This window comes from Clostridium sardiniense (assembly GCF_016907995.1).
Classification (GTDB): domain Bacteria; phylum Bacillota; class Clostridia; order Clostridiales; family Clostridiaceae; genus Clostridium; species Clostridium sardiniense.
On record NZ_JAFBDA010000023.1, the window covers coordinates 1 to 23,182 of the forward strand.

Below are 23,182 nucleotides of genomic sequence, written 5' to 3' on the forward strand. Positions count from 1 at the left end.
TCTCTTGAATTCATTTCTCTTTTAGTTAACATTTATATCACCCAAACTTATTTTACTTGAAAAACAAAAGAGTGTCGACTTTGTCGACACTCTGAGGCATAAGTTTATTTATTAAACTTATGCCTTTTTTTATTTTAAAGAGCATGTGGTATACTATGTTTAAAATTTAAACAACCTAATAATTGATATTTAAAAACATTTGTAAAATAGAAAGGACTTGAAAGTTATGTTTGGATTATTTAAGAAAAATAAAAAAGAAGAATCATTAAATTTTGTAGCTCCAGTTAGTGGAAAAGCTGTAGATTTATCAGAAGTTCCAGATCCAGTATTTGCTCAAAAGATGGCTGGAGATGGATTAGGAATTGACTCAACAGGAGATATAATCGTAGCACCTTGTGATGGAGAATTAACTTTAGTATTTAAAACTAAACATGCATTTGCTATGACTTTAGATAACGGAATCGAAGTACTTGTTCACATAGGAATAGAAACTGTATCTCTAAATGGAGAAGGTTTTGAACAATTAGCAGAACAAGGAACAAGAGTTAAAGCTGGAACTCCTATCATTAAAATAGATAGAGAATTCATTAAAAATAAAGGACTATCATTAGTTACTCCAGTTCTTATAACTAACCCAGATACAGTTAAATCACTAGATGTTAAAACTGGCATGGATGTAGTAGCTGGTGAAACTGTAGTTTTAGAATATACTATTTAATAAATAATAAGAAAACTCATTGCTATCATGCAATGAGTTTTTCTATTTTACCATCTATTCATCTTTACAGTTCCTGTAACTCCTATTTTTTTTATATGCTAAAACTGATATCCCAAGTATAATTAAAGCACTTCCACCTAGTACATCATTAAATCCTTGTTTGCTTGTAACAGGCAGTTTCTTAACTTCTTTTGATAAATCTGGTTTTACATAAACACCTAAATTAATACTATTATCAGCTTCTCCTGATGATAGATTTATATCTCTGCTTTTATGTGATTGTGAACCATTATCTTTTAAATTAGTTACCCCTAAGTTTTTTGGTGTCTCAAATAAAACATAGTACTTACCAGGATCTAAATTGTCGAATTTATACTTACCATCCTTATCAGTATCTGTTACTGATAGTAATTTACCATTTGAATCACAAAGGAATACATCTATTCCTTCAACACCCTTTTCATTATCATTCTGTTTTCCATCTTTATTGTTGTCATTCCAAACTTTACTTCCAATACTGCCTGACTTTATAACCCCTGCATTAATTACATTATCCTTGTCTAGATTTTTAACATTTATATTTTCACTAAATCCACCAGTATTTACATTACTAAAATTTGAACTTATATCAGTACTTTGCTTTGTAAAACTACTATACCCTTTAGGCATTGATACACTAATTTTATATTCACCCTTCGGTAAATTTTTAAAATAAACTCTGCCATACTTATCGGTAATTTGATCTTCAACACTATTTCCATAGATATCTTTAACTTCATCACCATTAGCGCTTAATAATTTTACCCTAGTATCTTCTATGAGTTTATCATCTTTATCTCTTTTACCATTATAATTTTTATCTTCAAAAACTCTAGCATTCACTTCTCCAAAAAAAGTCATACCTGCATTCAGATAAAGATAACGTTGGCCTTTATTTATATTAAAAACATCTGATACTCCATCTCCATTTACTACACTACCTTTAGCATATACTCCTATCTTTTTAGGTGAAAAATAATTATATCCTTTTGCTTTTTGTACCTTAATATAGTATTTTCCGGGTAATAAATTATTAAATTCATATATACCTAAGTTATTTGTTCTAGTCTCTTTTACAAATGTTCCATTCTCTAAATATAGCTTTACGATAACATCATTTATTCCGGATTCACCTTCATCTTGTCTACCATTAAAATTCTTATCTTCAAAAATATTACTCTTTATCTTAGCTTTATGAAAAGCTACATCAATATCCTTTTTTTTATCTCCAGATAATAAATTGTATATTTTTGTAAACCCGTTTTCATCTATTACATTAGATGAACTACTGTCACTATTCAATATTATAGTTGGCGCATATATATCCTTTAAATCAACAAATTTTAGACTATATTCACCTGGCTCAAGATTATTAAATGAATAATGTCCACTTTCATCTGTTCTTGTTTCAAGACTTAACTTACCATCCTTGTATAACTTAACAAGGATTCCTGGGATTCCATGTTCACCTTCATCTTGCTTGCCATTCCAGTTAATATCATTCCAAACAAAATTACCTATAGTTATAGGCTTTGTCATTCCAGCATCAATACTAAAGTTTTCTTCTTTATCTGCTATTTCTATTTTTGATGTAAATCCCTCTTTATCGAAATCATTATCTAGGTTAGTATCACCTGTTCCTTGTCTTTTTGTAAATAGCTTAAACTCATCAGACTTATTAACCTTTACATAATAAGTTCCTGCATATAAATCATCAAACTCATATCTACCAAACGCATCTGTTTTAGTACTATTTATTATATTTTTATTTCTATCTAAAAGATATACATCTATTCCTTCTATTAATGTCTCATTATCTTCTTGTATTCCATCACCATTGATATCATGCCATACCTTTCCTCCTATTGCTGAATGATGTACTGCATTTTCATTATCAGTTCCGGAATTTTCTAAAATACGTTGTGCCAATACACTTTTATAATCTCCTATTGTCATTGAATTATCATCTGATGAATTCAATCTTTCTTTTTTATAGGCATCAGGTGCTATATGATATTTAATTTCTCTTAAATATGGATATGAATAATATAGGTCTTCTGTACCTTGAACACCTTTAATATTATTGTTTTTTATGGCTACGCTATCACCATTATTCTCATTAGCATATACATTATTTGCTCCAACTGCTTGCAAGAGCTGTAATATTACTACAGTGACTAAGACCAAACTTAGCCACCTTCCAATATTTTTATCACTTTTCATACTATTATCACCTTGTTTTTTCTCGTGTATTTTTTTATTAATTATTTATTCAATCAAATCAAGCTTAACAATAAATCTATCAGGTGCAGGTCCTACATATCTAAAAGGATAACAAGTAACTAAAGTCATACTTGGGCCTTCTTCCTGAGCGAGTATTGATTCATCTTCTGGATTTGTTATATATGTCTTCTTAACTTTAAATTTATATGTGTGATTTAAACTTTGTACTTCAACTATATCTGAATCCTTTATATTTTCTAAGAATCCAAAAGTAGTTTCTCTATGACCTAATATAATTGCAGTGCCTTTATCCCCTGGATATATCCCGTTATCATAAAGAGTTGCACCACCTCTTAGATTTTCTTCTGTTGCTCCCATGAGTATTGGAATTTGCTCACCTGTCTTAGTAACAACAAGCTTTCCTATTATATCTTTTCCGTTCACTTTTACAATAGGATATTTTATTTTATTCCCTTTCTTTGTATCTTCTTTATTTGAATTATCCTTATCATTTTTAAGTGCCTCTGTTCTTTGCTTGTCCCACTCATTTATATTCTTTGATATATCTCTTTTATCTAACCCAATTTCTATAAAAGGATATGCTATAAGTAGTAACCCACCTAAAATGAATATAACTCCAAATATAGTAAGAAGCTTACTTCTTTTTTTAGGGATTTTTTTACCCTCTTCCTCTTCCCTTTTTTTTCTCATTTTCTAACACTCTCCTAATAGCAACATTTTAATTATAACCTAAATATTTAATTATTTGTGTGTAATAATATTCTTGCAATTACATATTTAGTATTTTTACCCTTTATCAGTTATATTTATCATTTTTTCAAACTCTAAATTTTAATTATTATTCTACTTTTATAGAATATCTAAATCTTTCTATATGCATTGCCAAATAAGCAATTTCATCTTCAACTATTTCCGTATCTAGTTCTTCTTCTAAGAATTTACCTATTCCTATTGCTATATTATATGATTTTTTATATTTTTCTTTTATCACTGATATCAAATCATTTTTTATTGGACTTTTAGTCATTATTCTCTCTATTGCAAATCTTATATGTGTTAAGAATCTTGCGTAATCTAATGATTTTCTATTTATCTTTATACTTAAAGTCTCTTCAACATATTCGATTATAGAACTACTTAAGTAACTATACTTTATAGTGTTTGAGAGTTTCCCATTATTCCTAGATGAATGTATGTGAAGTGCTATAAATCCAATCTCTCCATCTGGTATATTTATATTAATTGATTTTCCTATCTTTCTCGCTGCTTCTGCTGCAAGTAAAAATTCCTTAGGATATAATGTCTCTATCTCTACAATGAAAGGATTTTGAATCTCTTCATTATTTTGTAATCTTTTCGTAGCAAAAAATAGATGATCTATAAGCCCTATGTGAATATTTTCACTAAGGTCTTCCCCAAGACTCTCTGATATATCATAAATAATTTCCTCACATAAAGCAAAGAATTCATCATCTATCTTTGAAATTATTCTATTAAAATTCTTTATATTGTCTTCATTTTCAATTTTAAAAATTTTATCTACTTCAGTATCTTTTAAAATTATATTTCCAAATTTTTTTCCAAACCCTATACCTTTTGAAAATAATATTTTTTCTTTCCCTTCAGACTTTACTAAAACTATACTATTGTTAAAAACTTTAGTTACCACCACATCATCCTTTAATAATTTGCCCATCTTTTTCCCCTCACTTACATTTTAACCCTTTATTTTGTAATATGTTATATGATCTTTCCACACTCCATCTATAAAAAGATATTTTTCATTTATCCCCAATTCCTTAAACCCAGTACCAATTAGTACCCCTCTTGATCTCTCATTATCTAAAAGTGCTGATGCTTCTATTCTATGAAGATCTAATTCTTTAAAAGCATAATTTACAACCAAATTTACAGCTTCTTTCATATAACCTTTTCCCTGATAATCCTCGTCTATAGAATAACCAAGTATTCCACTTTTAAATACTCCATATACTATATTAGATAATCTAAGCTTTCCTATTATTTTGTCATTATCTATAATTGCTAAATCTATTGAGGTTCCGTTTAAGAATTGCTTGTAACTTTCATTTAATGAATTTCTTTGTGCTTCTAATGTATAGAATTCTTTATCTCTTGTAGGCTCAAATTTTTCAAGATGTTTTTTATTTTTAGTATAGTATTCTAATAATGCTTCATCATCATTTGGAGTTAAATTTCTTAATGTAACATTTTTACCCTCCAATTGAATCATCGATGCACAATTTTTATATATATAGTCTTCTCTATTAATTCCTAACATAAGTTCATTCTTATAAATTCCATTAGAATATATATTATCCGATAATATACCCTCTAAAATGAATCCTAAATCAAGAAATGGCGAAAGACTAATTCCTTCAATTACTTTTATGTTAACCTTAAAAATATTCTTATCCTTAAAAGTCGCCATTAATAATAACTCTAAAGTTTCTCTTAATAGGCTATAATCATATTCTCTATAAAATTTTAAATCAATATTACATCTTTTATTACTCTGATCTAATTCTTCTATGGAAAATCTTCCTATGTTTATGCTGTTTTTATCCCTAATAAGATATTCATTATTACTTCCCTTATTTAAAGCTATATTTATATTGTAATTTGGTGACATATTAAATTCTCCTAAAATTAAAGTCTTATAAGAATATTATATATTATACTTCTACGTTTACAAGGTTTAACTGATTATATTTATAAATAATATTATGTTTAGAATGTATTTAAATAATTTATACTTAATCACTAATTGAAAATTATATTTTAAAAATATAATTGCTCTTATTAGATTAATAAATAAAGACCTCTTTAAATTTATTTAAAGAAGTCTTTAAATTAATACATCTAAACTTTATTGCAATTGAATCTTTAAAATAAAGTTATCCCCAATTTTATCAACATGTTGTTGATAACTTTTTTCTTAGCACAATATATTGTGCTTATAATCTTGTTGTATATTATATTTTTTTGCCTAACTTAATCGACAAAAGTCATATTTTATCCAATTTTTGTAAAATAGTTTTTGTTTATTAAAAGTTATCCACATAAATTATTTATCATTCATTCCTATTATATCTTTTATAACCTCTCCACCAATTATCATACCTGCAACTGGAGGAACAAAAGAAATGCTTCCTGGTATCTGCCTCTTTTCAGCACATTTTTTTGTACCACCTGTACAAACACAACCTGTTTTACATGTAACTACATCTTCAGTTCTTGGTTTAGTTGGTTGCTCTTCTGAGTAAACAACCTTAAGCTTTTTAACACCTCTTTTTTTAAGTTCACTTCTCATTACTTTTGCAAGAGGGCAAACTTTTGTTTTAAACACATCAGTTACCTTAAATTGAGTTGGATCAAATTTATTACCAGTTCCCATTGAACTAATTATTTTTATATCATTTTCATAACAATATTTTGCAAGAGCAATCTTTGCAGTTACTGTGTCAATTGCATCAACTACATAATCAACATCATCTGTTATAAAGTCAGTTATATTATCTGGAGTTACAAAAGCTTGGTGAGTAATTACATTACATTTATGATTAATACTTAAAACTCTTTCCTTCATAACATCTACTTTAACTTTGCTTATTGTATTATATGTTGCATGGATCTGTCTGTTTAAATTAGTAAGGCATACTGTATCATCATCAATTAAAACTAGATTTCCAACTCCAGCTCTAGTTAATGCTTCAACTGTAAAGCTTCCAACTCCTCCAACTCCAAATACAACTACCTTAGCATTTTTTAATTTATCTAAACCTTCTTTTCCTATAAGTAATTCCGTTCTTGACAGTGAATGTTGCGCCATATATTTTATCTCCTTTGTTATCTCAAAATATTTATTTCTATTTTATTTTATATTATTACCTTATACAAGGTTTTTTTCTCCGGTAAAATATTCACTTATGTTTACTATACTTTCTATTGAGTCTATAATATTGTATAAGTTATCTATTTTTGAGATAACTAATTGTTTTACGGAGGATTAGATTATGGTAATTGGAATAATAAGTGCAATGAGTGAAGAATTAGAAATTCTTCTAAAAGATATGGAAGTTACTGAAAAAAACGTTAAAGCAAACATGACTTTCCACAAAGGCAAACTTTGGAATAAGGATGTTGTAGCAGTTGTTTCAGGAATAGGTAAGGTTAATGCAGCAATATGTACTCAGATATTAATTTCAGAATATAATGTTGGAACAGTAATTAATGTTGGAGTTGCAGGTGGTATCGGAATGGATATATATCCTGGAGATGTTGTTATAGCTGAAAACTTAGTTCAATACGATATGGATACAACAGTATTCGGAGATAAACATGGTCAAATTCCAAGATTAGATACTTTTGATTTCAAATGTGATGAAAACTTAGTATCAGTTTGTAAGAAAGCTTGCGATGAAATTGAAGGATTCAATACTTTCTCAGGAAGAATAGTTTCAGGAGATCAATTCGTAGCTAGTGTAGATAAAATTAAATGGCTTGAAAAAGAATTCGATGCTAAAGCCGTTGAAATGGAAGGAGCAAGTATTGCTCATGTTTGTTATCTAAACCACATTCCATTTGTAGTTATAAGATCAATTTCAGATAACGCTAATAATGGAGCACACATGGATTATGAAAAGTTTACTCCAATCGGAGTTAGAAACTCAACAACAATTCTTAAAGGAATGATTAATAAGTTAAAATAAAAAAAGTCCATTAGGACTTTTTTTATTTTAACTTACAATTTATGAATAAATAATCCACTTCTAAGCTTTGGCTCAAACCATGTTGATTTAGGTGGCATAACTTTATTAATATCTGCAACATCCATAACATCATGAATTTCTGTTGGATACATAGAAAATGCAACTTTCATATCTTTATTTACACGTCTTTCAAGTTCTTTAAGTCCTCTTATTCCACCTATAAAATCTATTCTATCTGATGTTCTAACATCCTTAATATTTAGAACTCTTTCTAACAAATTTTTCTGAAGAATTGAAACATCTAATCTATCTATAGGATCATTTTCATTAAAACTATATTTTTTTGCTTCTAATATAAACCATTCATTATCTATATACATTCCAAAAGTATGCTTTTTAGTTGGCTTATATCCGCCTTCACCCTTATACTTACTTATTCCAAAGCTCTCTGAAACCTTATCAATAAATTCCTCTTTATTAAGATTCCCCAAATCTTTAACTACTCTATTATAATCCATGACATAAAGATCTTCATCCGGAAATGCTACCGCTAAAAAATAATTAAAATCTTCATTACCAGTATAACCTGGTGTTTCTTTTCTTCTCATTTGTCCAACTTTTGCAGCAGATGCACACCTATGATGACCATCTGCGATATACATTCTATCTATATTTTTAAATAACTTTTCTAATCCCTGTATATCCTTATATTCATTTATAATCCATACACTCTGCCTTACACCATCTTCTGAATGAAAATCATATTCAGGGTCTTCTTTAGTATATTTATCTATAATACCTGAGATATTATTATCCTTTCTATAAGTTAGAAATATTGGGCCTGTATTTGCATTGCAATAATCTACATGATTAATTCTATCTTCTTCTTTATCTGCCCTTGTAAATTCATGTTTTTTAATAACATTACTTACATAATCATCAATTGATGCTGTAAATACTAATCCTGTTTGAACTCTTTCATTCATTATTTGCCTGTATATATAAAAGTATGGACTTTCATCCTGAATAAATTCTCCCTCTTTAATCATTCTATTTAGATTATCCCTAGCTTTCTCATATACTCTTTTATCATGAGCATCAATTCCAATATCTAAGTCTATCTCCGCTCTATCTATATGTAAAAATGAATATTTATTATTTCTAACTATTTTCCTCGCTTCTTCACTACTCATAACATCATAAGGTAATGCTGCTATCTTTGAAGCTAATTCCTTCACTGGTCTAACAGCCTTAAAAGGCTTAACAATTGCCATAAAACTCCCTCCATTTTTAAATATATTTAAGTATGCAGACTTAATAAACTTATTTAATATAAGACTGCATACTTTTAATAGTATTTTATAAATTAAAAAATTCTTTAACTACACTAAATATCTCTTCACCAATTCTATCTTGTGCTTCTCTAGTAGAGGCCCCTATATGAGGACTTACACTAACTCTTGGATGATTTACTAATGCTTTATTTGCTGTTGGTTCTTTTTCAAATACATCAATTCCAGCTCCTGATACTTTTCCACTTTCAAGTGCTTTTAATAATGCATCTTCATCTACAACCTTTCCCCTTGAACAATTTACAATATATATTCCATCCTTCATTATATTAAATTCATTTTCTCCAATTAATGATTCAGTATCCTTATTATAAGGAACATGAATTGATAAAAAATCTGAAGATTTTAATACATCTTCAAAATTAAAAAATTCATAGTGTAATTCATCATGTTTTCCTTCAATTGTATAATATATTACCTTCATACCTAGCGCTTCAGCTTTCTTAGCTAAACTTTTCCCTATCCTTCCCATACCTATTATTCCAAGGGTCTTACCATAAATTTCAGTTCCTTGATACTTCTTCTTGTTCCACTCACCATTTCTCATAGTTGAGTTGGATTCACCTAAAAATCTAGCAATTGAAAACATATGGCCTATTGCAAGTTCTGCAACAGAATCTGAGCTTGCATTTGGAGTATTCCTAACAGTTATTCCAAGATCCTCAGCACATTTAACATCTATATTATCTATTCCAACCCCTGCCCTTATTGCAAGTTTAAGCTTTCCTTTTGATGCTTCATCTAAAACATCTTTAGTTAGCTTTGTAGCACTTCTAATTACTATTGCATCAAAATCCTTAAGTTTTTCTCCTAATATATCTTGATTATAATGAGTGTTTACAACTTCTATACCTAAAGCTTCTAACTTACTTATAGCACTTTGTTGCAAACCATCATTAGTTAAAATTCTATACATAAAATGCCCCCCTACCTTAAACTATAACCCCAATATATCTTCAATATTATCTAATAATTCTCTAACATCCTCCACCTGGCAATCTGCCATATGAGCTATTCTAAATGTTTTTTCCTTTAAATCACCATATCCATTAGATATAGTAAATCCTCTTTTTCCTAGCTCCTTATTTAAATCAGCAACACTTATTCCTCTAGTATTTTTTATAGTAGTTAATGTATTTGATAATAGCTCATCCTTTTCTGGGAATAGCTCAAAATACTTCTTTCCCCATTCTCTAACTACTTTTGCCATCTCTAAATGTCTATTAAATCTATTTTCTAGTCCTTCATTGTTTAGTATATAATCCAGCTGATAATCTAGTGCATACATATGAGAAATAGATGGTGTTGATGGATACTGATAATCCTTCTTTTGAATATACTTATAAAGTGATAATAAATCTAAATAAAAACCTCTATTTGGAACCTTCTCAGCTCTCTCTTTTGCCTTCTTAGAAAAAGTACATATAGCAAGACCTGGAGGAAGTCCTAAAGCTTTCTGACTAGATGTAATACATACATCTATACCGATTTTATCTACCTCTACTTTTGTTCCTGCTGCTGAACTTACTGCATCAACAATAAATACGACATCTGGATACTTCTTGATAACTTCACCAATTTCATATATAGGATTCATAACTCCTGTTGATGTTTCATTATGAGTTACTGCAACTAAATCATATTCACCAGTTTTTAATACATTATCAACCATTTCTTTTGTTATACCTTTGCCCATATCTACTTCAAAAATATCTGCCCGTACATTGTTATTAACGGCCATACCATGCCATCTTTTCCCAAAAGCCCCACAAGAAAAAACGGCAGCCTTTTTTAATGTACATGACCTTATAGCACCTTCCATAAGGCCACTTCCGGAACTTGTTGATAATAATATCTCGCTTTCTGTAAAAAATAGCTTTCTTAGGTTATCACTTATTCTTCTTTGAAGCATTGATGCATCTTTACTTCTATGACCTATCATAGGCTTTGCCATCTGATCTAATACCTCTTTACGAACTTCTACAGGACCTGGAATAAACAACTTTTTATGCATATACATTCCCCCTATTATTAAATCTCTTTTTTCGTTATTGCTTATTCATACATTCTACTATTATATTCCATAATTCCAAATACCATTAATAGTTTTTACTGTAAAATACCTTTCAGCAAAAATGTCTACATTTCAAATACATTTTTTATCTTAAATGATTTTAACCCTTTACTTATTAATAATATGATTTAGGACGAAAAAATTTCATTATCTTACAATAAAAAAAGTTCTTTATCTATAAATTTATAGATAAAGAACTTTTTTTATTCTAATTTAAGCGATATATAGTGAATTGAACTATTATTTGTTTATTTAATAATCTTTTTTTAATTAGTGTGTGAAGCCATGTGCACCTTTATTTTGTTCATTTTTTTCTAAAACATGTGCATTATTAAGAGCTTTTATACCAGATTTAATATCATTTACTAATTGTTCAGCCATTGCATGACCTAAATCAGCACGACATACGATACGTTGGATTCTTACATTTTGTAAGTTTTCTGGTAATGGATAAGCAGGTACTTGCCATCCTTTCATTAATAATCTATCTGCTAGATCATCTAATTTCCATTCTACATTAGCATCTTCTTTTAATTTGTAACAAACTATTGGTAAGTTTGATCCATCATTGTAGATTTCAAATAATCCCATATCCTTGATTTCTTTAGCTAAATACATTGCAACATCTTTTGTTCTTTGATGTATTTGTCTGTATCCTTCGAAACCATATCTTAAGAAGTTGTAATATTGTCCTATTACTTGGCTTGCACTTCTTGAGAAGTTTATAGCCATTGTTGGCATCTTTCCTCCTAAGTAGCTTACTTCAAATATCAATTCTTTAGGTAGGAATTGTTCATCTTTCCACATTACCCAACCGATACCTGGATAAACTAGTCCGTATTTATGACCTGAAGTACTTATTGATACAACATTCTTTAATCTGAAATCCCATTCAAGATCTGGTTCTATAAATGGTGCAAATAATCCGCCTGAAGCACCATCAACGTGAATTACTACTGATAATTTAGCAGTCTTATTATATTCTTCAACAAGATCATTTAATTTCTTAATATCATCATATTTACCAGTATAAGTAATACCTAATATACCAACTATACCTATAGTATAATCATCAACATAATCCATTACTTTATCCATATTTAAACTCATGTGCTCTTCATCTAATGGAACTAATCTCATTTCTATATCCCAGTATACACAGAACTTTTCCCAACATACTTGGAATCCTGATGATACAACTAAGTTTGGTTTCTTAGCATTTATATCCATACCAAGCTTCTTAGCTCTATTTCTCCATCTGAACTTCATAGCCATACCAGCTAACATACATGCTTCTGATGATCCAACTGTTGAAGTACCTATAAACTTCATATCCTTTGGAGCATGCCATAAATCAGCAATTATATTTACACAACGATTTTCAAGTTCTGTTGTTTGAGGATATTCTGACTTATCAATAGCATTTTTTTCTAATGTTTCAGCCATTAATTTTGTAGCTTCATCTTCCATATATGTTTGACAGAATGTAGCTAAGTTTAATCTTGCGTTACCTTCATCCATTAATTCATCTTTAACTAATCTATATGCAACTCTTGGTTGTATAGGTTTCTTACCAATTGAATATCTTGGCATTTCTACATCTTCTTCTTCTGTACCAAATATTGGTGTTCTATAAGTATCTTTTAATTCTTTATCATCTCTACTAAATAACATAGTAAGACCTCCCTTGATTATTAATTATTTTATATTTTTATATTTATAACATGTTCATCTTCAGGTAGGCTGTGATTTTCTTGATAGTCTTGCCATTGGGTGAACAAAGCTACTAGCTTTATACTATTTCTTATTTCCTGAACTATCTCCCGGTGGAAGAAGCTTTTCTTCTTGATCCATAATATCTTCTGGATCTGGATTAATTTGATGTTGTCCTCTAGCTATAGGAGGAACGAATTTATTAACTTCATCGGCTTTTAATGCAACTGGTTCTTTAAGACTCTTGTGTGCACTCTTATCATGAAGTGCGTATATTGCAAATGGAAGTATAAGCACTATTATGAAGCATATTATAAGCATTGCTTCGTATCCCTTAGCACTTGATGCATCTAATGATGCTGGTGGTACGAAGGATATAACGAATGCAAATATTGACATTATAAAACCTACTATACTAACTATCATTTTAAATACTGTTCCGCCTGGTATTTGGTAAGCTCTCTTTAAATTCTTCTTCTTTAGCACTAAATTAAAGTAAGCTATAAAGAATAAGAAGTAACCAACTAAGTAAACAACAACTGTAAGTGACATCGCAGTTAAGAATGAAACGTTGTTACCACCGCCTCCGAATGTTAAAACTGCGGCCCATATTGTACATAAAATACCTTGTACCATAATTAATGGAACTGGAACATTATGTTTATTAACTTTTCTAAATACTTTTGGTAAAATTCCCTTTTGAGCTGCTACATATAATCCTCTTGATGGACCAACAACCCATGAACTAACTTCTCCCATAACTCCAACTGCAATCATTAATGATATAATCTTTACAATCCAAGTTCCATGAGAAGTAAAGTGACCTATTAAAGCTGCAAATGTTTGTATAACACCAGAGCTTAAATTTAATTCTGATTGTGGTATAACTGCTGCAACTGATAAACCACCCATAGTATCTAAAATTATTGCAACAACAACTAAGATTAACATTGCTAATGGGTAATCTCTCTTAGGATTTTTCATTTCATTTGCATGAGTAGCTGATGCTTCAACACCCATATATCCTAATATAAATGATACGAAAACAACTAAAGTATTTAACTTAGTAAAATCTGGGAAGAATGTTCCCGCACTAATTTTTACATCCATTGGATTACCTTGTGCTATATAAGCTATTGCTAATCCAAATAGAATTAATGATGGTATTACTATACCTATTATAAATCCTGTTTTAGCAATTTTTGCTGTATATTTTGTTCCTGCTAATTGAGTAAATGTTAATGCCCAAAATACAATTAATACTCCAATAAATTTAACTGTTGGATCTGTATTAAGTGCTGGAAAATCAAATACATATGACAATGCTCCTAATATGAAATATAGCATTGTAATAAATCCAATTGATATTTCAAAGAACTGAAATGCTATTGCTGCGAATCCATATCTTTCTCCTAGTGTGTTTCCAACCCAAGCAAAAACACCACCTTCTTGCCATCCTTCAACTGTCGCCATTTCTGCTGCACATAAAGCTACTGGTATAAACCATAAGAAACCACCAGCTAATAAGTAGAATACTAGAGTAAATCCGGATGTTGCAAATGTTGGATATTCATATGAAGCCATTACCATAGATGCTGTTATTGCAAAGAACCCAAATAAGCTTAATGACTTAGCGCTCTTTGGCTTTGAACCTTTATCCATAATTTCACGACCCTTCAATATTTTGTTTTTATTAAAAGGCTTAATCTTGTCGACAGTATTAAGCAAGTTAGGAACTTTTTTCTTGTTCCTGTCTATGGCTAAAGTATAGCAACTGTTATTTTTTATGTAAAACGCTGTTTTTAAACCCAAAATATTCAAATCAACTGTAAAATTTGATTATATGAATAAATCCCTATAAATAATCTCGCATTCTCTGCTATTCTTAGTTTTATTACTAAATTCGTTCTGCAAATTTTACAAATACCCCTTAAAGCCTTTAAAATAGCCACTTCACGCATATAATTAATAAACTTCATATAATTATTAATTTTAAAAAATGGCTATATCACTAACGTTAAACGTTTACCTAGATATTTCATTGTAATCAATTTATATCTAATAATTACTTTTTATTTAAAAACTTAACTTTCTTTTATATATGGTTACAATTTTATACATTTAAATCATATATTGGATTAATTATTAATAGTCAATGTCCTAGTATTCATAGTTGTTTACTCATATATGCTATTTTTTTCTTATACTCTTTGTTTTTTTACCATTCACACTTAAAAGATTACCATTTATGCAATAAAAAAAAGACCAATACTCTATTTACTTGTTATAGTAAATTATTGGTCTTAACAAATTTATTAACCTATTTATATATGCTTAGATATTTTTTTTCTAAATAATCTAAGAAGTACTTGCAACTTAAATCTTCATTGCTAATATTTTTTATAATTTCACTAGGTGAATACATCGCGCCATACTTATGGACATTTTCATATAACCACATATGAATTCCACCTAACTCTCCATTTCTTATATCATCATACATTCCTTGGTATTCCTTTTTCATTGTATGAAGCATTTGAGCTCCATAAATATTTCCTAATGCATAACTTGGGAAATACCCAAAAGAACCATCTGACCAATGAATATCTTGAAGTATTCCTTCACTATCATTTTTAGGCTCTACCCCTAAATAGTCCTTATATTTTCTATTCCATACTTCTTTAACATCATCAATATCTAAATCTCCATTTATAAGAGCTTTTTCTATTTCATATCTAATTATTATATGAATGCTATATGTTAATTCATCAGCTTCTGTTCTTATAAGTGATGGCTCAACGTAATTTATTGCTTCATAAAATTCCTCTAAGCTTATATCTTTAAACTCACTAAATTCGTACTTTGCAAAAGGGAAAAAGTATTCCCAGAATTCTTTACTTCTGCCTAATATATTTTCATAAAACCTTGATTGGGATTCATGAATACTCATAGAAAGTGATGTATCTAGTCCTGTTCTTTGCAGATCATCTGGAACATCTTGATCAAATATACCATGACCACCTTCATGTATAGAACTAAATAAAGCTGATGTAAAATCTTCATTATCATAATTTGTTGTGATTCTTACATCCTTATTCCCAAAACTTATTGTAAATGGGTGCATACTTTCATCAAGTCTTCCTGCTTTAAGATCATACCCCATTTTATTTAGAATAAATAAAGCAAACTTTTCCTGAGACCTCTTATCAAACTTTCCAAGTAAAAAGTCTCTATTCACCTGCTTTCCGCTCTTTTCTATTTTATTTAATATTTTTATTATCCCATTTTTAAGCTCATCAAATATCTTATCAAGTTTCTTTACGGTTAAACCTTCTTCATACTTATCTAAAAGTGTATCATATTTATTATCTTTATAGCCCCAGTATTCTACGAATTCCCTTTGAAAATCTATCATCCTTTTCAGATGAGGCTTAAATATTTCAAAATCCTTTTTTTCTTTAGCTTCTTCCCATGCACCTTCTGATAGCGCTTGTGCTATTACGAATTCTCTATATCTCTCCTCTGGAATCTTCTTTGTTTCATCATACTCTTTTCTAGCATGTTTTATTATTGCCTTATCTTTTTCTGATAACCCTTCTATATTATGAACAAAATAATCTAAAAGTTCTCCCATTCGATCTGAAGTTGTCATCCTAAATATCTCTCCAGATATATGCTCTATAATACCTGAACGTTGTTCTATTGCCTTTTTAGGCATTTTAGTTTGCATATCCCAATAAATAAGCTCTAAAGCCGAATTCATTTTAGAAATACTTTCAATATAACTTTTAAGTTCATTTAACTTTGTTTCTCTCATAAGCCCCAATTCATCTCCTTTTAATTAATATTCAGGTCCAAAATATAATACAGATTCAGTTTCTCTACAATACTTAGTTACTATACATTCACTTAATTTTCTCGGACACTTAAAACAAACACATTGTAGATCCTTTCCATCACAATTTCCGCTTCTTTTTTCTGGACAATCTCCGCAATTTACTGCAATTCCTGCTGACATAAAAACACTCCTCTTTTGATTTATACTCCTATTATAGCAAAGAAAAACTATATTCTTCTAGTTATCCTAATTATATTGATATTTATAATATACTTTTAAATTAGATAATTTAATTGTATTAGAATATCAGCATTACAAAAGGGCGGTTTAATTGAAGAAATAATGTCAGACTATATCCATTTATATCTGTTCCATTAACTATTCACCCTACAAACATAGTTAAAATTCTTAGAAATGTTATTACTAAACTAAATATTTAAAGTATTTCCTAATTTAATAAATATAATTTTTTTGGTAGTGGTCTTTGGGGTAAACGATATTATATTAGATAATAAGGTACAGTAAGTTCAGAAATAATAAAATATACATATAGTACTAAAATTTAAGCAATCAATGTGTACTTATAACCACATTCGCAACAGAAACTTTATTTTACTCAATTTACGATAAATGTATATATTAATAAATTTATGTTAACTTTAATATCCAATTTAAATGATATATTGGATAAAATGAAAAACTATAGTAAAATATAACAAAAATAATATAAAATCAAAAATTATAGGGGGAAATATGATAAATAATAAAAAAATTTGTAGTTTTTTAACAGGGTGTTTAATAACTTCTTTAACTTTTCAAGGTTCAATGGTCTTCGCAAGTGAAAATATTAATAAAAATAACATAATACAGACTCAAGACCAAAGTAATACTAATTACATGTTTCTATCAGATTTAGGGTATATTGAAAATATGTCTAATACAGCCTGGGGGAACATAAAAAAAGATAAAAATACTGATGGAGGTAAAATTACTTTAAATGTTGAAGGTGAAGTTTTACAATTTAACAAGGGAATAGGTGCTCATGCAACTTCAAATGTTGTTTTTGATGTTTCAAAATATTCTCAAACATATTCAAGATTCACTACATATGCTGGTATTGATAGATCTCAATGGGATAAAGGTGATGGGATAAAGGTCGCTGTTTTTACATCTAATGATGGTAAGCAATGGACTGAAGTAGCAAAAACAGATATTCTTAAGGCAAATAAGAATGCTGCATTTATAGATGTAAATATTAAAGGTGCTAAATATTTAAAACTTTATGCAGATAAAAATGGAAATAATGGAAATGACCATGCCGTTTATGGTTCCCCAAGAATATTAAAGTCTAATTATGATATTAATACTGAGTATTTAGATAGTATCAAAAAGGTTACACAATATGATGAACTAATAAAAAAAACGTATACAACTAATGATGAAATTTCTGGCGATTATGAGAAGTTATTATTACAGAGAACTTTTGTAAAAAGAGCTGGATTTAATACTCTTCAAGAGATTGCTAAATTAGGAGATAAATATAAAGATACAATTAATTGGCTTGTAGATAATAAAAAAGCGCTTAACCTTTATGTAACTGGTGGAGAGCTTGAATGGGGTGGAAATTATTCTACATCAATTAAAGCTTTAGCAGATATTAGAGAAAAATATAAAAATGATTTTAATGATACTAAAAATGGTGACCTATATTTAAAAATGGCAATTGCGACATCATTAAGTCATTCTAAGTCTATTGGATTATGGACAGGCAATTCAAAAGCTTCTAATGCATGTGAAAGATATAAAATATATAAAGATCTTTATGATAATGGACTTATGAATAAAGGTGGAAATTCTGAATTATTTAAAGATTTACCTGTTGAGCTTATGAGATGGGTAATGAATAATAATATTGATGATGAAGAAATAAACTGGCTAGTAAATAATGCATTAGATAAAAAGGCTAAAAATAAAAGTTACTTAGATGCATATACATATATTCTTTACACTAATGGATTTAATTATAATAAGGACAAGTATTATGATAAATCAAAATTTGATGAATGGAATAAAAAATATAACATAGACTCTTTATCTGATTATGGGAAACGTGGAGCTCATAAATTATGGATGGTATTTGAAGAAGGTTCAGTATGTGGTGGACTTGCAAAAACTTACGCAAACCTTGCACAAGTATTTGGAATTCCAGCAGCTGTTGTAGGACAACCTGGACATGCAGCAGCTTTAACTTACAATAAAAATGCTCAAGGTAAAGGTATATGGAGTATTAAAAATGATATTTCAGGATGGGTAAAATCTGAAAAGGGAGAAAGAATGCCTTTAGGATGGGGCTCTAAAGATTGGGATTCTTATTATTCTGTTAGTTATATACTTTTAGCACAGCATGCTCTTGATGATTATGATAATTTAATAAAGGCTTCATATTATAATTATCTTGCAGATGTATATAATGGTAATCATGAAAAGCAAATAGATATTTATAAAAAAGCTCTTACAATTCAGAATTATAATCTTGATTCTCTTGTAGGACTTATTAATGCATATAAAGGTTCAGGTAATAAAACAAGTAATGATTATTTATATCTTGCTAAAAAAGTATCGAATGGCCTTGAGTTTTTTCCACTACCATATGTAGATGTGATGAAACTTTTAGATAAAAATATAACTAATGATTCAGATAAAGTAATTTTTGATATGCTTAAGACAAAAACACTTAAAAGAGCTTCAGAAGCTACTGAAGCTGATTCTGTTCAAGCTAATGCATGTAAAACTATGGCAAAACACCTTTTAGGACAAAACAAAGTAGAACTTGCAACTTTCTCCTTTGATGGCAAAAATACTAATAAAATTAAGATAAATGATATTTACTCAAATTCATCAATTAGATGGGAATATAGTGTAGATGGATGGGATACAAAAAATGAAACTGATGCGAAGGAAGTTACATTATCTAAAGAAGAACTTGAAAAAGTTAATTCAAAACAAGATATTCAGATTTCACTTGTAGGAACTCCACAAATTTATACTATTGATATTACACAACATGATGCTCCTTCAAAACTATATGTTAATGACCTTGAAAATCAATTTAGAGATGTTAATGGAAACTTAGAATATAGTGAAGATGGTGGAAACACATGGAATAAATATGATGCTTCTAGTACTAGATTTACTGGAAACAAAACAGTTCATGTAAGATACGCTTCGTCTGGAAATAAAATGCAGAGTAATACAGTTAAATATAAATTTACAGAAGATAATCAGCCTGATACAAGAAAATATATTCAGCTAGAAGGTATAACACTTAATAGCTATTCTTCACAAGAAAATAATAACGGAGCTGCTGCTTTAAATATGATAGATGGAAATACAAACACAGGATGGCACAATACATGGAATGGAGAAAAAAATAAATATTATTCTGTTAAGTTTAATAAGCCACATTATATTACTTCTATAGAGTATAAACCTAGTAATGTAAATGGAAGATTAAAAAATGTAGATATTTATACAAGTTTAGATGGTGTTAATTGGACAAAATCTGGTGAAGTACGTAATCTTCAAAACAATGATAATGTTAAAACTTTGAACTTAAATACACCAACAAATGCTAAGTTTGTTAAACTTCAAGCTGTAAATACTTATGGGAATCCAGAAAATGTTTTCTTTACAGGAAGAATGCTAAATTTCTTTGAAGATACTACAAAAAAATAAATAATAATCCAGTTATAAAATCCGAAAATAAAAAATAATGATTGGAATATAATTAAAAGAATATGTAAATTAAATTCCTGTTGCTGTTATGTATATACTATATATTCCAAACGATAATATTACTCTTGGTTGATTGAAAAATATTTAAATAAGATTATTTTAATAGAAAAAGAGAAAATAATTACAAAATTTTTAAAAAAGCTGACTCCTGTTCAATACAGAAGTCAGCTTTTATCTTCTTAACTCTCTTTTTTAAAATCTACTTAACATAGGGGAAACTTTATAATCTCTAACTTTTTTATATTCAAATATACTATACAAGCATATCTCTCTTACTAAATACTACATGGGCTACTATATATGAAACTATTATAGTTCCAATCATAAGTATAGCACCAAGTTGCGGTGTAAAGTTTACGTTAGAATAATTGTGTGCTATATTACCTTGAATCACTGCCGGTGTATTACCGTAATTTAAGAATATAAGATGTGCATACTCTCCAATCTTTTGGCTCATCATAGGTAACATTGTAGCGGCCACTGAAACAATTACTGAAACTGCCATTGTTATCATACTACTTTTAAATAAAGCAGATATCATAAATATAAATGCACAACATGCAATAATAAATAATACTTGCAGTAAAAAGCTCTTAAGTACAAACTCACCCATTGTTGAGTTATATCCTGAATTTGCAACTAAATCTAATTGCTTAAATCCTTGCTGAATTAAAACCTCTTGATTAATCTGATATTTTAAAGCCAATTCAACTGGCATTTTCATTGCATCAAATCCTGTGAAAGCTCCAATTATACCAAATGTTGCGACTTCAAGTCCACATATCATACTTACTACAGTTATTATTATAGCAATAAATTTAGATAATACCACTTTTCCTCTTGAAATAGGTTGAACTAATAAGAACTTAAGTGTTGCTGGAGTACATTCCCCTGAGATTATATCACTCATAAATACTGCAATACCTGCAACTAGTATAACCATACCAAGCATCATCATAACTTGTATTCCAAAATTACTAGGATAGAATTCCCACTCTTGTATTGGCTTTATATCATTGCCTAAGAAATATTGATTTCTTTCTAGTTCCTTCGTCATACTATCTATATGCTCTTTGCTAGTATAACCTTTTTGTGTCTTTGCTCTTTCTAATTCACTTTTTAAACTAGCAATATTTGATTTAACTGCAATCCTCCAATCAGGAGTTTCTTGACCTATAAGTTTCTCTTGAATCTTTCTATCAGCTTGTAATCTTTCTATATCATTTTTAGCATACTCTACATTGCTTTTAGCATTTTCTATTTCTTCTTTACTAGAAGATTTATTATTTTTAACTTCATTTAAATAATCCTCATTATGCTTTAAGTTATCTTTACTCCATCCTAATTGGTTATCTATATTTTCAATTTGACCCTCAGGTGATTGCCAATGAGCCATTTGATTTGCACTTATTTTCGCCATAAATATAAATCCTACCATAGCTAATGCAAATAATCCAAATACAACCCAAGTCTTACCCCTTCTTGTTATCTTAATAAGTTCATTTTTTATTAGAGTAAATATCATTATCTTATACCTCCTTCAACAAGCTCCATATATCTTTGTTCTAAGCCTTCTCTGTTTTTAAATATTTCTTCAATTAAAATATCTTCTTTTACTAAGGCTTTTACAAGTTCTGGAGTTGTTCCTGAGTCTATAACAATATTTATTCCGTCTTCTGATTTCTCTGAAGTTAATACAAATGGTTGATTTCTCAATACCTTAAGCACTATTTCATCATCATTCTTTGCAACTAATGTAAGACTTTCTTTTTCTGTTCCTTGTACAGCTTCATTCATATTTTCTACTGCTTTTATAACACCATCATTAATAAATGCTACTCTATCACAAAGTTGTTGAACTTCACTTAATATATGTGAAGATACAAATACGGCCATTCCTCTTTCTCTTGAAGCGCTCTTTACTATGTTTCTAAAATCTATAATTCCTGATGGATCTAGTCCATTTGTTGGTTCATCTAATATTAAAAGTTTTGGATTTCCGATAAGTGCTGCAGCAAGACCTAATCTCTGTTTCATTCCAAGAGAATATTTCTTTACTTTATCATTTATTCTGTTTTCTAATCCAACAAGCTTTATTAATTCTTCTACCTCTTCCTTTGATACTTTTCTTATTCTTGCAATTTGCATAAGATTTTCTCTTCCTGAAAGATACTTATAAAGCTCAGGATTTTCAACTACAGCCCCTACATCCTTTAATGCTTTCTCTTTATTATCTTTAAGATTTGCTCCACAAATTCTAACTTCACCTGATGTTTGTGATATAAGCCCAACTAACATTCTAATTGTTGTTGTCTTACCAGCACCATTAGGTCCTAAGAATCCATATATTTCCCCTTCTTTAACTGTAAAGTTTAAATTTTTTATTATCTCTCTCTTCCCAATAACCTTTTTAAGGTTTTTCACCTCTAAAACATTCATTAACTACCCCTCCAGTGATTACTATAATATAATTCTAAACATTAAATCTTAATATAAAGAGGAGTATTTTCTTATTAATTTCTTAACAATTCCTTAATTATCCATATATAACTGTAAAAAGTCTACCCTTAATTATTAAGAATAACTCAATCCCCTCTAACATTATATTGTAAAGACAATACAAAATTTCTAATGGAATAAACTTAGATATTAAAAAAAGCTCTAAGTAATTAATATTTA

At 29.0% G+C, this 23,182-nt stretch carries 17 protein-coding genes; 3 read left to right on the plus strand and 14 right to left on the minus strand.

Annotated features, from left to right (window positions below):
* Positions 1 to 226 precede the first annotated feature (226 nt).
* A complete protein-coding gene (locus tag JOC62_RS15190; protein WP_204596138.1) occupies positions 227 to 718 on the plus strand; it encodes a PTS sugar transporter subunit IIA in 492 nt (163 codons plus the stop codon).
* 54 nt (positions 719 to 772) lie between these two features.
* Here JOC62_RS15190 and JOC62_RS15195 read toward each other — a convergent pair whose 3' ends face one another.
* From JOC62_RS15195 to JOC62_RS15215, 5 genes are all read right to left on the minus strand, one after another.
* A complete protein-coding gene (locus tag JOC62_RS15195) occupies positions 773 to 2,980 on the minus strand; it encodes an SdrD B-like domain-containing protein (RefSeq protein WP_204596139.1) in 2,208 nt (735 codons plus the stop codon).
* Between the two features lie 45 nt (positions 2,981 to 3,025).
* Positions 3,026 to 3,691: a class D sortase gene (locus JOC62_RS15200; RefSeq protein WP_204596140.1), complete on the minus strand. Its 666-nt coding sequence runs from the start codon at positions 3,689 to 3,691 to the stop codon at positions 3,026 to 3,028.
* A gap of 148 nt (positions 3,692 to 3,839) precedes the next feature.
* The gene (glcT, locus tag JOC62_RS15205) at positions 3,840 to 4,697 is read right to left on the minus strand and encodes a glucose PTS transporter transcription antiterminator GlcT (protein WP_204596144.1); all 858 of its coding nucleotides are present in this window, start codon (positions 4,695 to 4,697) and stop codon (positions 3,840 to 3,842) included.
* Between the two features lie 21 nt (positions 4,698 to 4,718).
* A complete protein-coding gene (locus JOC62_RS15210; RefSeq protein ID WP_204596145.1) occupies positions 4,719 to 5,651 on the minus strand; it encodes a GNAT family N-acetyltransferase in 933 nt (310 codons plus the stop codon).
* A gap of 435 nt (positions 5,652 to 6,086) precedes the next feature.
* Positions 6,087 to 6,851 (minus strand): tRNA threonylcarbamoyladenosine dehydratase, encoded by a 765-nt coding sequence (locus JOC62_RS15215; protein WP_204596146.1) that lies wholly within the window; start codon positions 6,849 to 6,851, stop codon positions 6,087 to 6,089.
* A gap of 184 nt (positions 6,852 to 7,035) precedes the next feature.
* Here JOC62_RS15215 and JOC62_RS15220 point away from each other — a divergent pair, with 184 nt between their 5' ends.
* On the plus strand, positions 7,036 to 7,731 hold the full coding sequence (locus JOC62_RS15220; protein ID WP_204596147.1) for a 5'-methylthioadenosine/adenosylhomocysteine nucleosidase: 696 nt from the start codon (positions 7,036 to 7,038) through the stop codon (positions 7,729 to 7,731).
* Positions 7,732 to 7,763: 32 nt separating this feature from the next.
* Here the strand turns inward: JOC62_RS15220 and JOC62_RS15225 are convergent, their stop codons facing one another.
* The 7 genes from JOC62_RS15225 to JOC62_RS15255 all read right to left on the minus strand — a co-directional run bounded on the left by JOC62_RS15225 (position 7,764) and on the right by JOC62_RS15255 (position 16,888).
* Positions 7,764 to 9,005 carry a DUF1015 domain-containing protein gene (locus tag JOC62_RS15225; RefSeq protein ID WP_204596148.1) on the minus strand — a complete coding sequence of 414 codons (1,242 nt, stop codon included), beginning with the start codon at positions 9,003 to 9,005 and terminating at the stop codon, positions 7,764 to 7,766.
* Between the two features lie 85 nt (positions 9,006 to 9,090).
* Complete coding sequence (locus tag JOC62_RS15230) at positions 9,091 to 9,999, minus strand: D-2-hydroxyacid dehydrogenase (RefSeq protein WP_204596149.1); 909 nt, start codon at positions 9,997 to 9,999, stop codon at positions 9,091 to 9,093.
* Positions 10,000 to 10,020: 21 nt separating this feature from the next.
* Positions 10,021 to 11,097: a pyridoxal-phosphate-dependent aminotransferase family protein gene (locus JOC62_RS15235; RefSeq protein WP_204596150.1), complete on the minus strand. Its 1,077-nt coding sequence runs from the start codon at positions 11,095 to 11,097 to the stop codon at positions 10,021 to 10,023.
* A 330-nt stretch (positions 11,098 to 11,427) separates the two neighbouring features.
* On the minus strand, positions 11,428 to 12,831 hold the full coding sequence (gene gad / locus JOC62_RS15240; RefSeq protein ID WP_204596151.1) for a glutamate decarboxylase: 1,404 nt from the start codon (positions 12,829 to 12,831) through the stop codon (positions 11,428 to 11,430).
* Between the two features lie 123 nt (positions 12,832 to 12,954).
* The gene (gene gadC / locus JOC62_RS15245) at positions 12,955 to 14,532 is read right to left on the minus strand and encodes a glutamate/gamma-aminobutyrate antiporter (RefSeq protein ID WP_204596152.1); all 1,578 of its coding nucleotides are present in this window, start codon (positions 14,530 to 14,532) and stop codon (positions 12,955 to 12,957) included.
* Between the two features lie 658 nt (positions 14,533 to 15,190).
* Positions 15,191 to 16,687, minus strand: coding sequence for a carboxypeptidase M32 (locus tag JOC62_RS15250; protein ID WP_204596153.1), 1,497 nt, complete (start codon positions 16,685 to 16,687; stop codon positions 15,191 to 15,193).
* A 24-nt stretch (positions 16,688 to 16,711) separates the two neighbouring features.
* On the minus strand, positions 16,712 to 16,888 hold the full coding sequence (locus tag JOC62_RS15255; protein ID WP_204596154.1) for a hypothetical protein: 177 nt from the start codon (positions 16,886 to 16,888) through the stop codon (positions 16,712 to 16,714).
* Between the two features lie 573 nt (positions 16,889 to 17,461).
* Between JOC62_RS15255 and JOC62_RS15260 the strand changes: the two genes are divergently transcribed.
* The gene (locus JOC62_RS15260; protein WP_204596155.1) at positions 17,462 to 20,443 is read left to right on the plus strand and encodes an NPCBM/NEW2 domain-containing protein; all 2,982 of its coding nucleotides are present in this window, start codon (positions 17,462 to 17,464) and stop codon (positions 20,441 to 20,443) included.
* A 313-nt stretch (positions 20,444 to 20,756) separates the two neighbouring features.
* Here JOC62_RS15260 and JOC62_RS15265 read toward each other — a convergent pair whose 3' ends face one another.
* Positions 20,757 to 22,028 (minus strand): ABC transporter permease subunit, encoded by a 1,272-nt coding sequence (locus tag JOC62_RS15265; RefSeq protein ID WP_204596156.1) that lies wholly within the window; start codon positions 22,026 to 22,028, stop codon positions 20,757 to 20,759.
* On the minus strand, positions 22,028 to 22,942 hold the full coding sequence (locus tag JOC62_RS15270) for an ABC transporter ATP-binding protein (protein ID WP_204596157.1): 915 nt from the start codon (positions 22,940 to 22,942) through the stop codon (positions 22,028 to 22,030). The genes JOC62_RS15265 and JOC62_RS15270 overlap by 1 nt, the downstream gene beginning before the upstream one ends.
* Between the last annotated feature and the right edge of the window lie 240 nt (positions 22,943 to 23,182).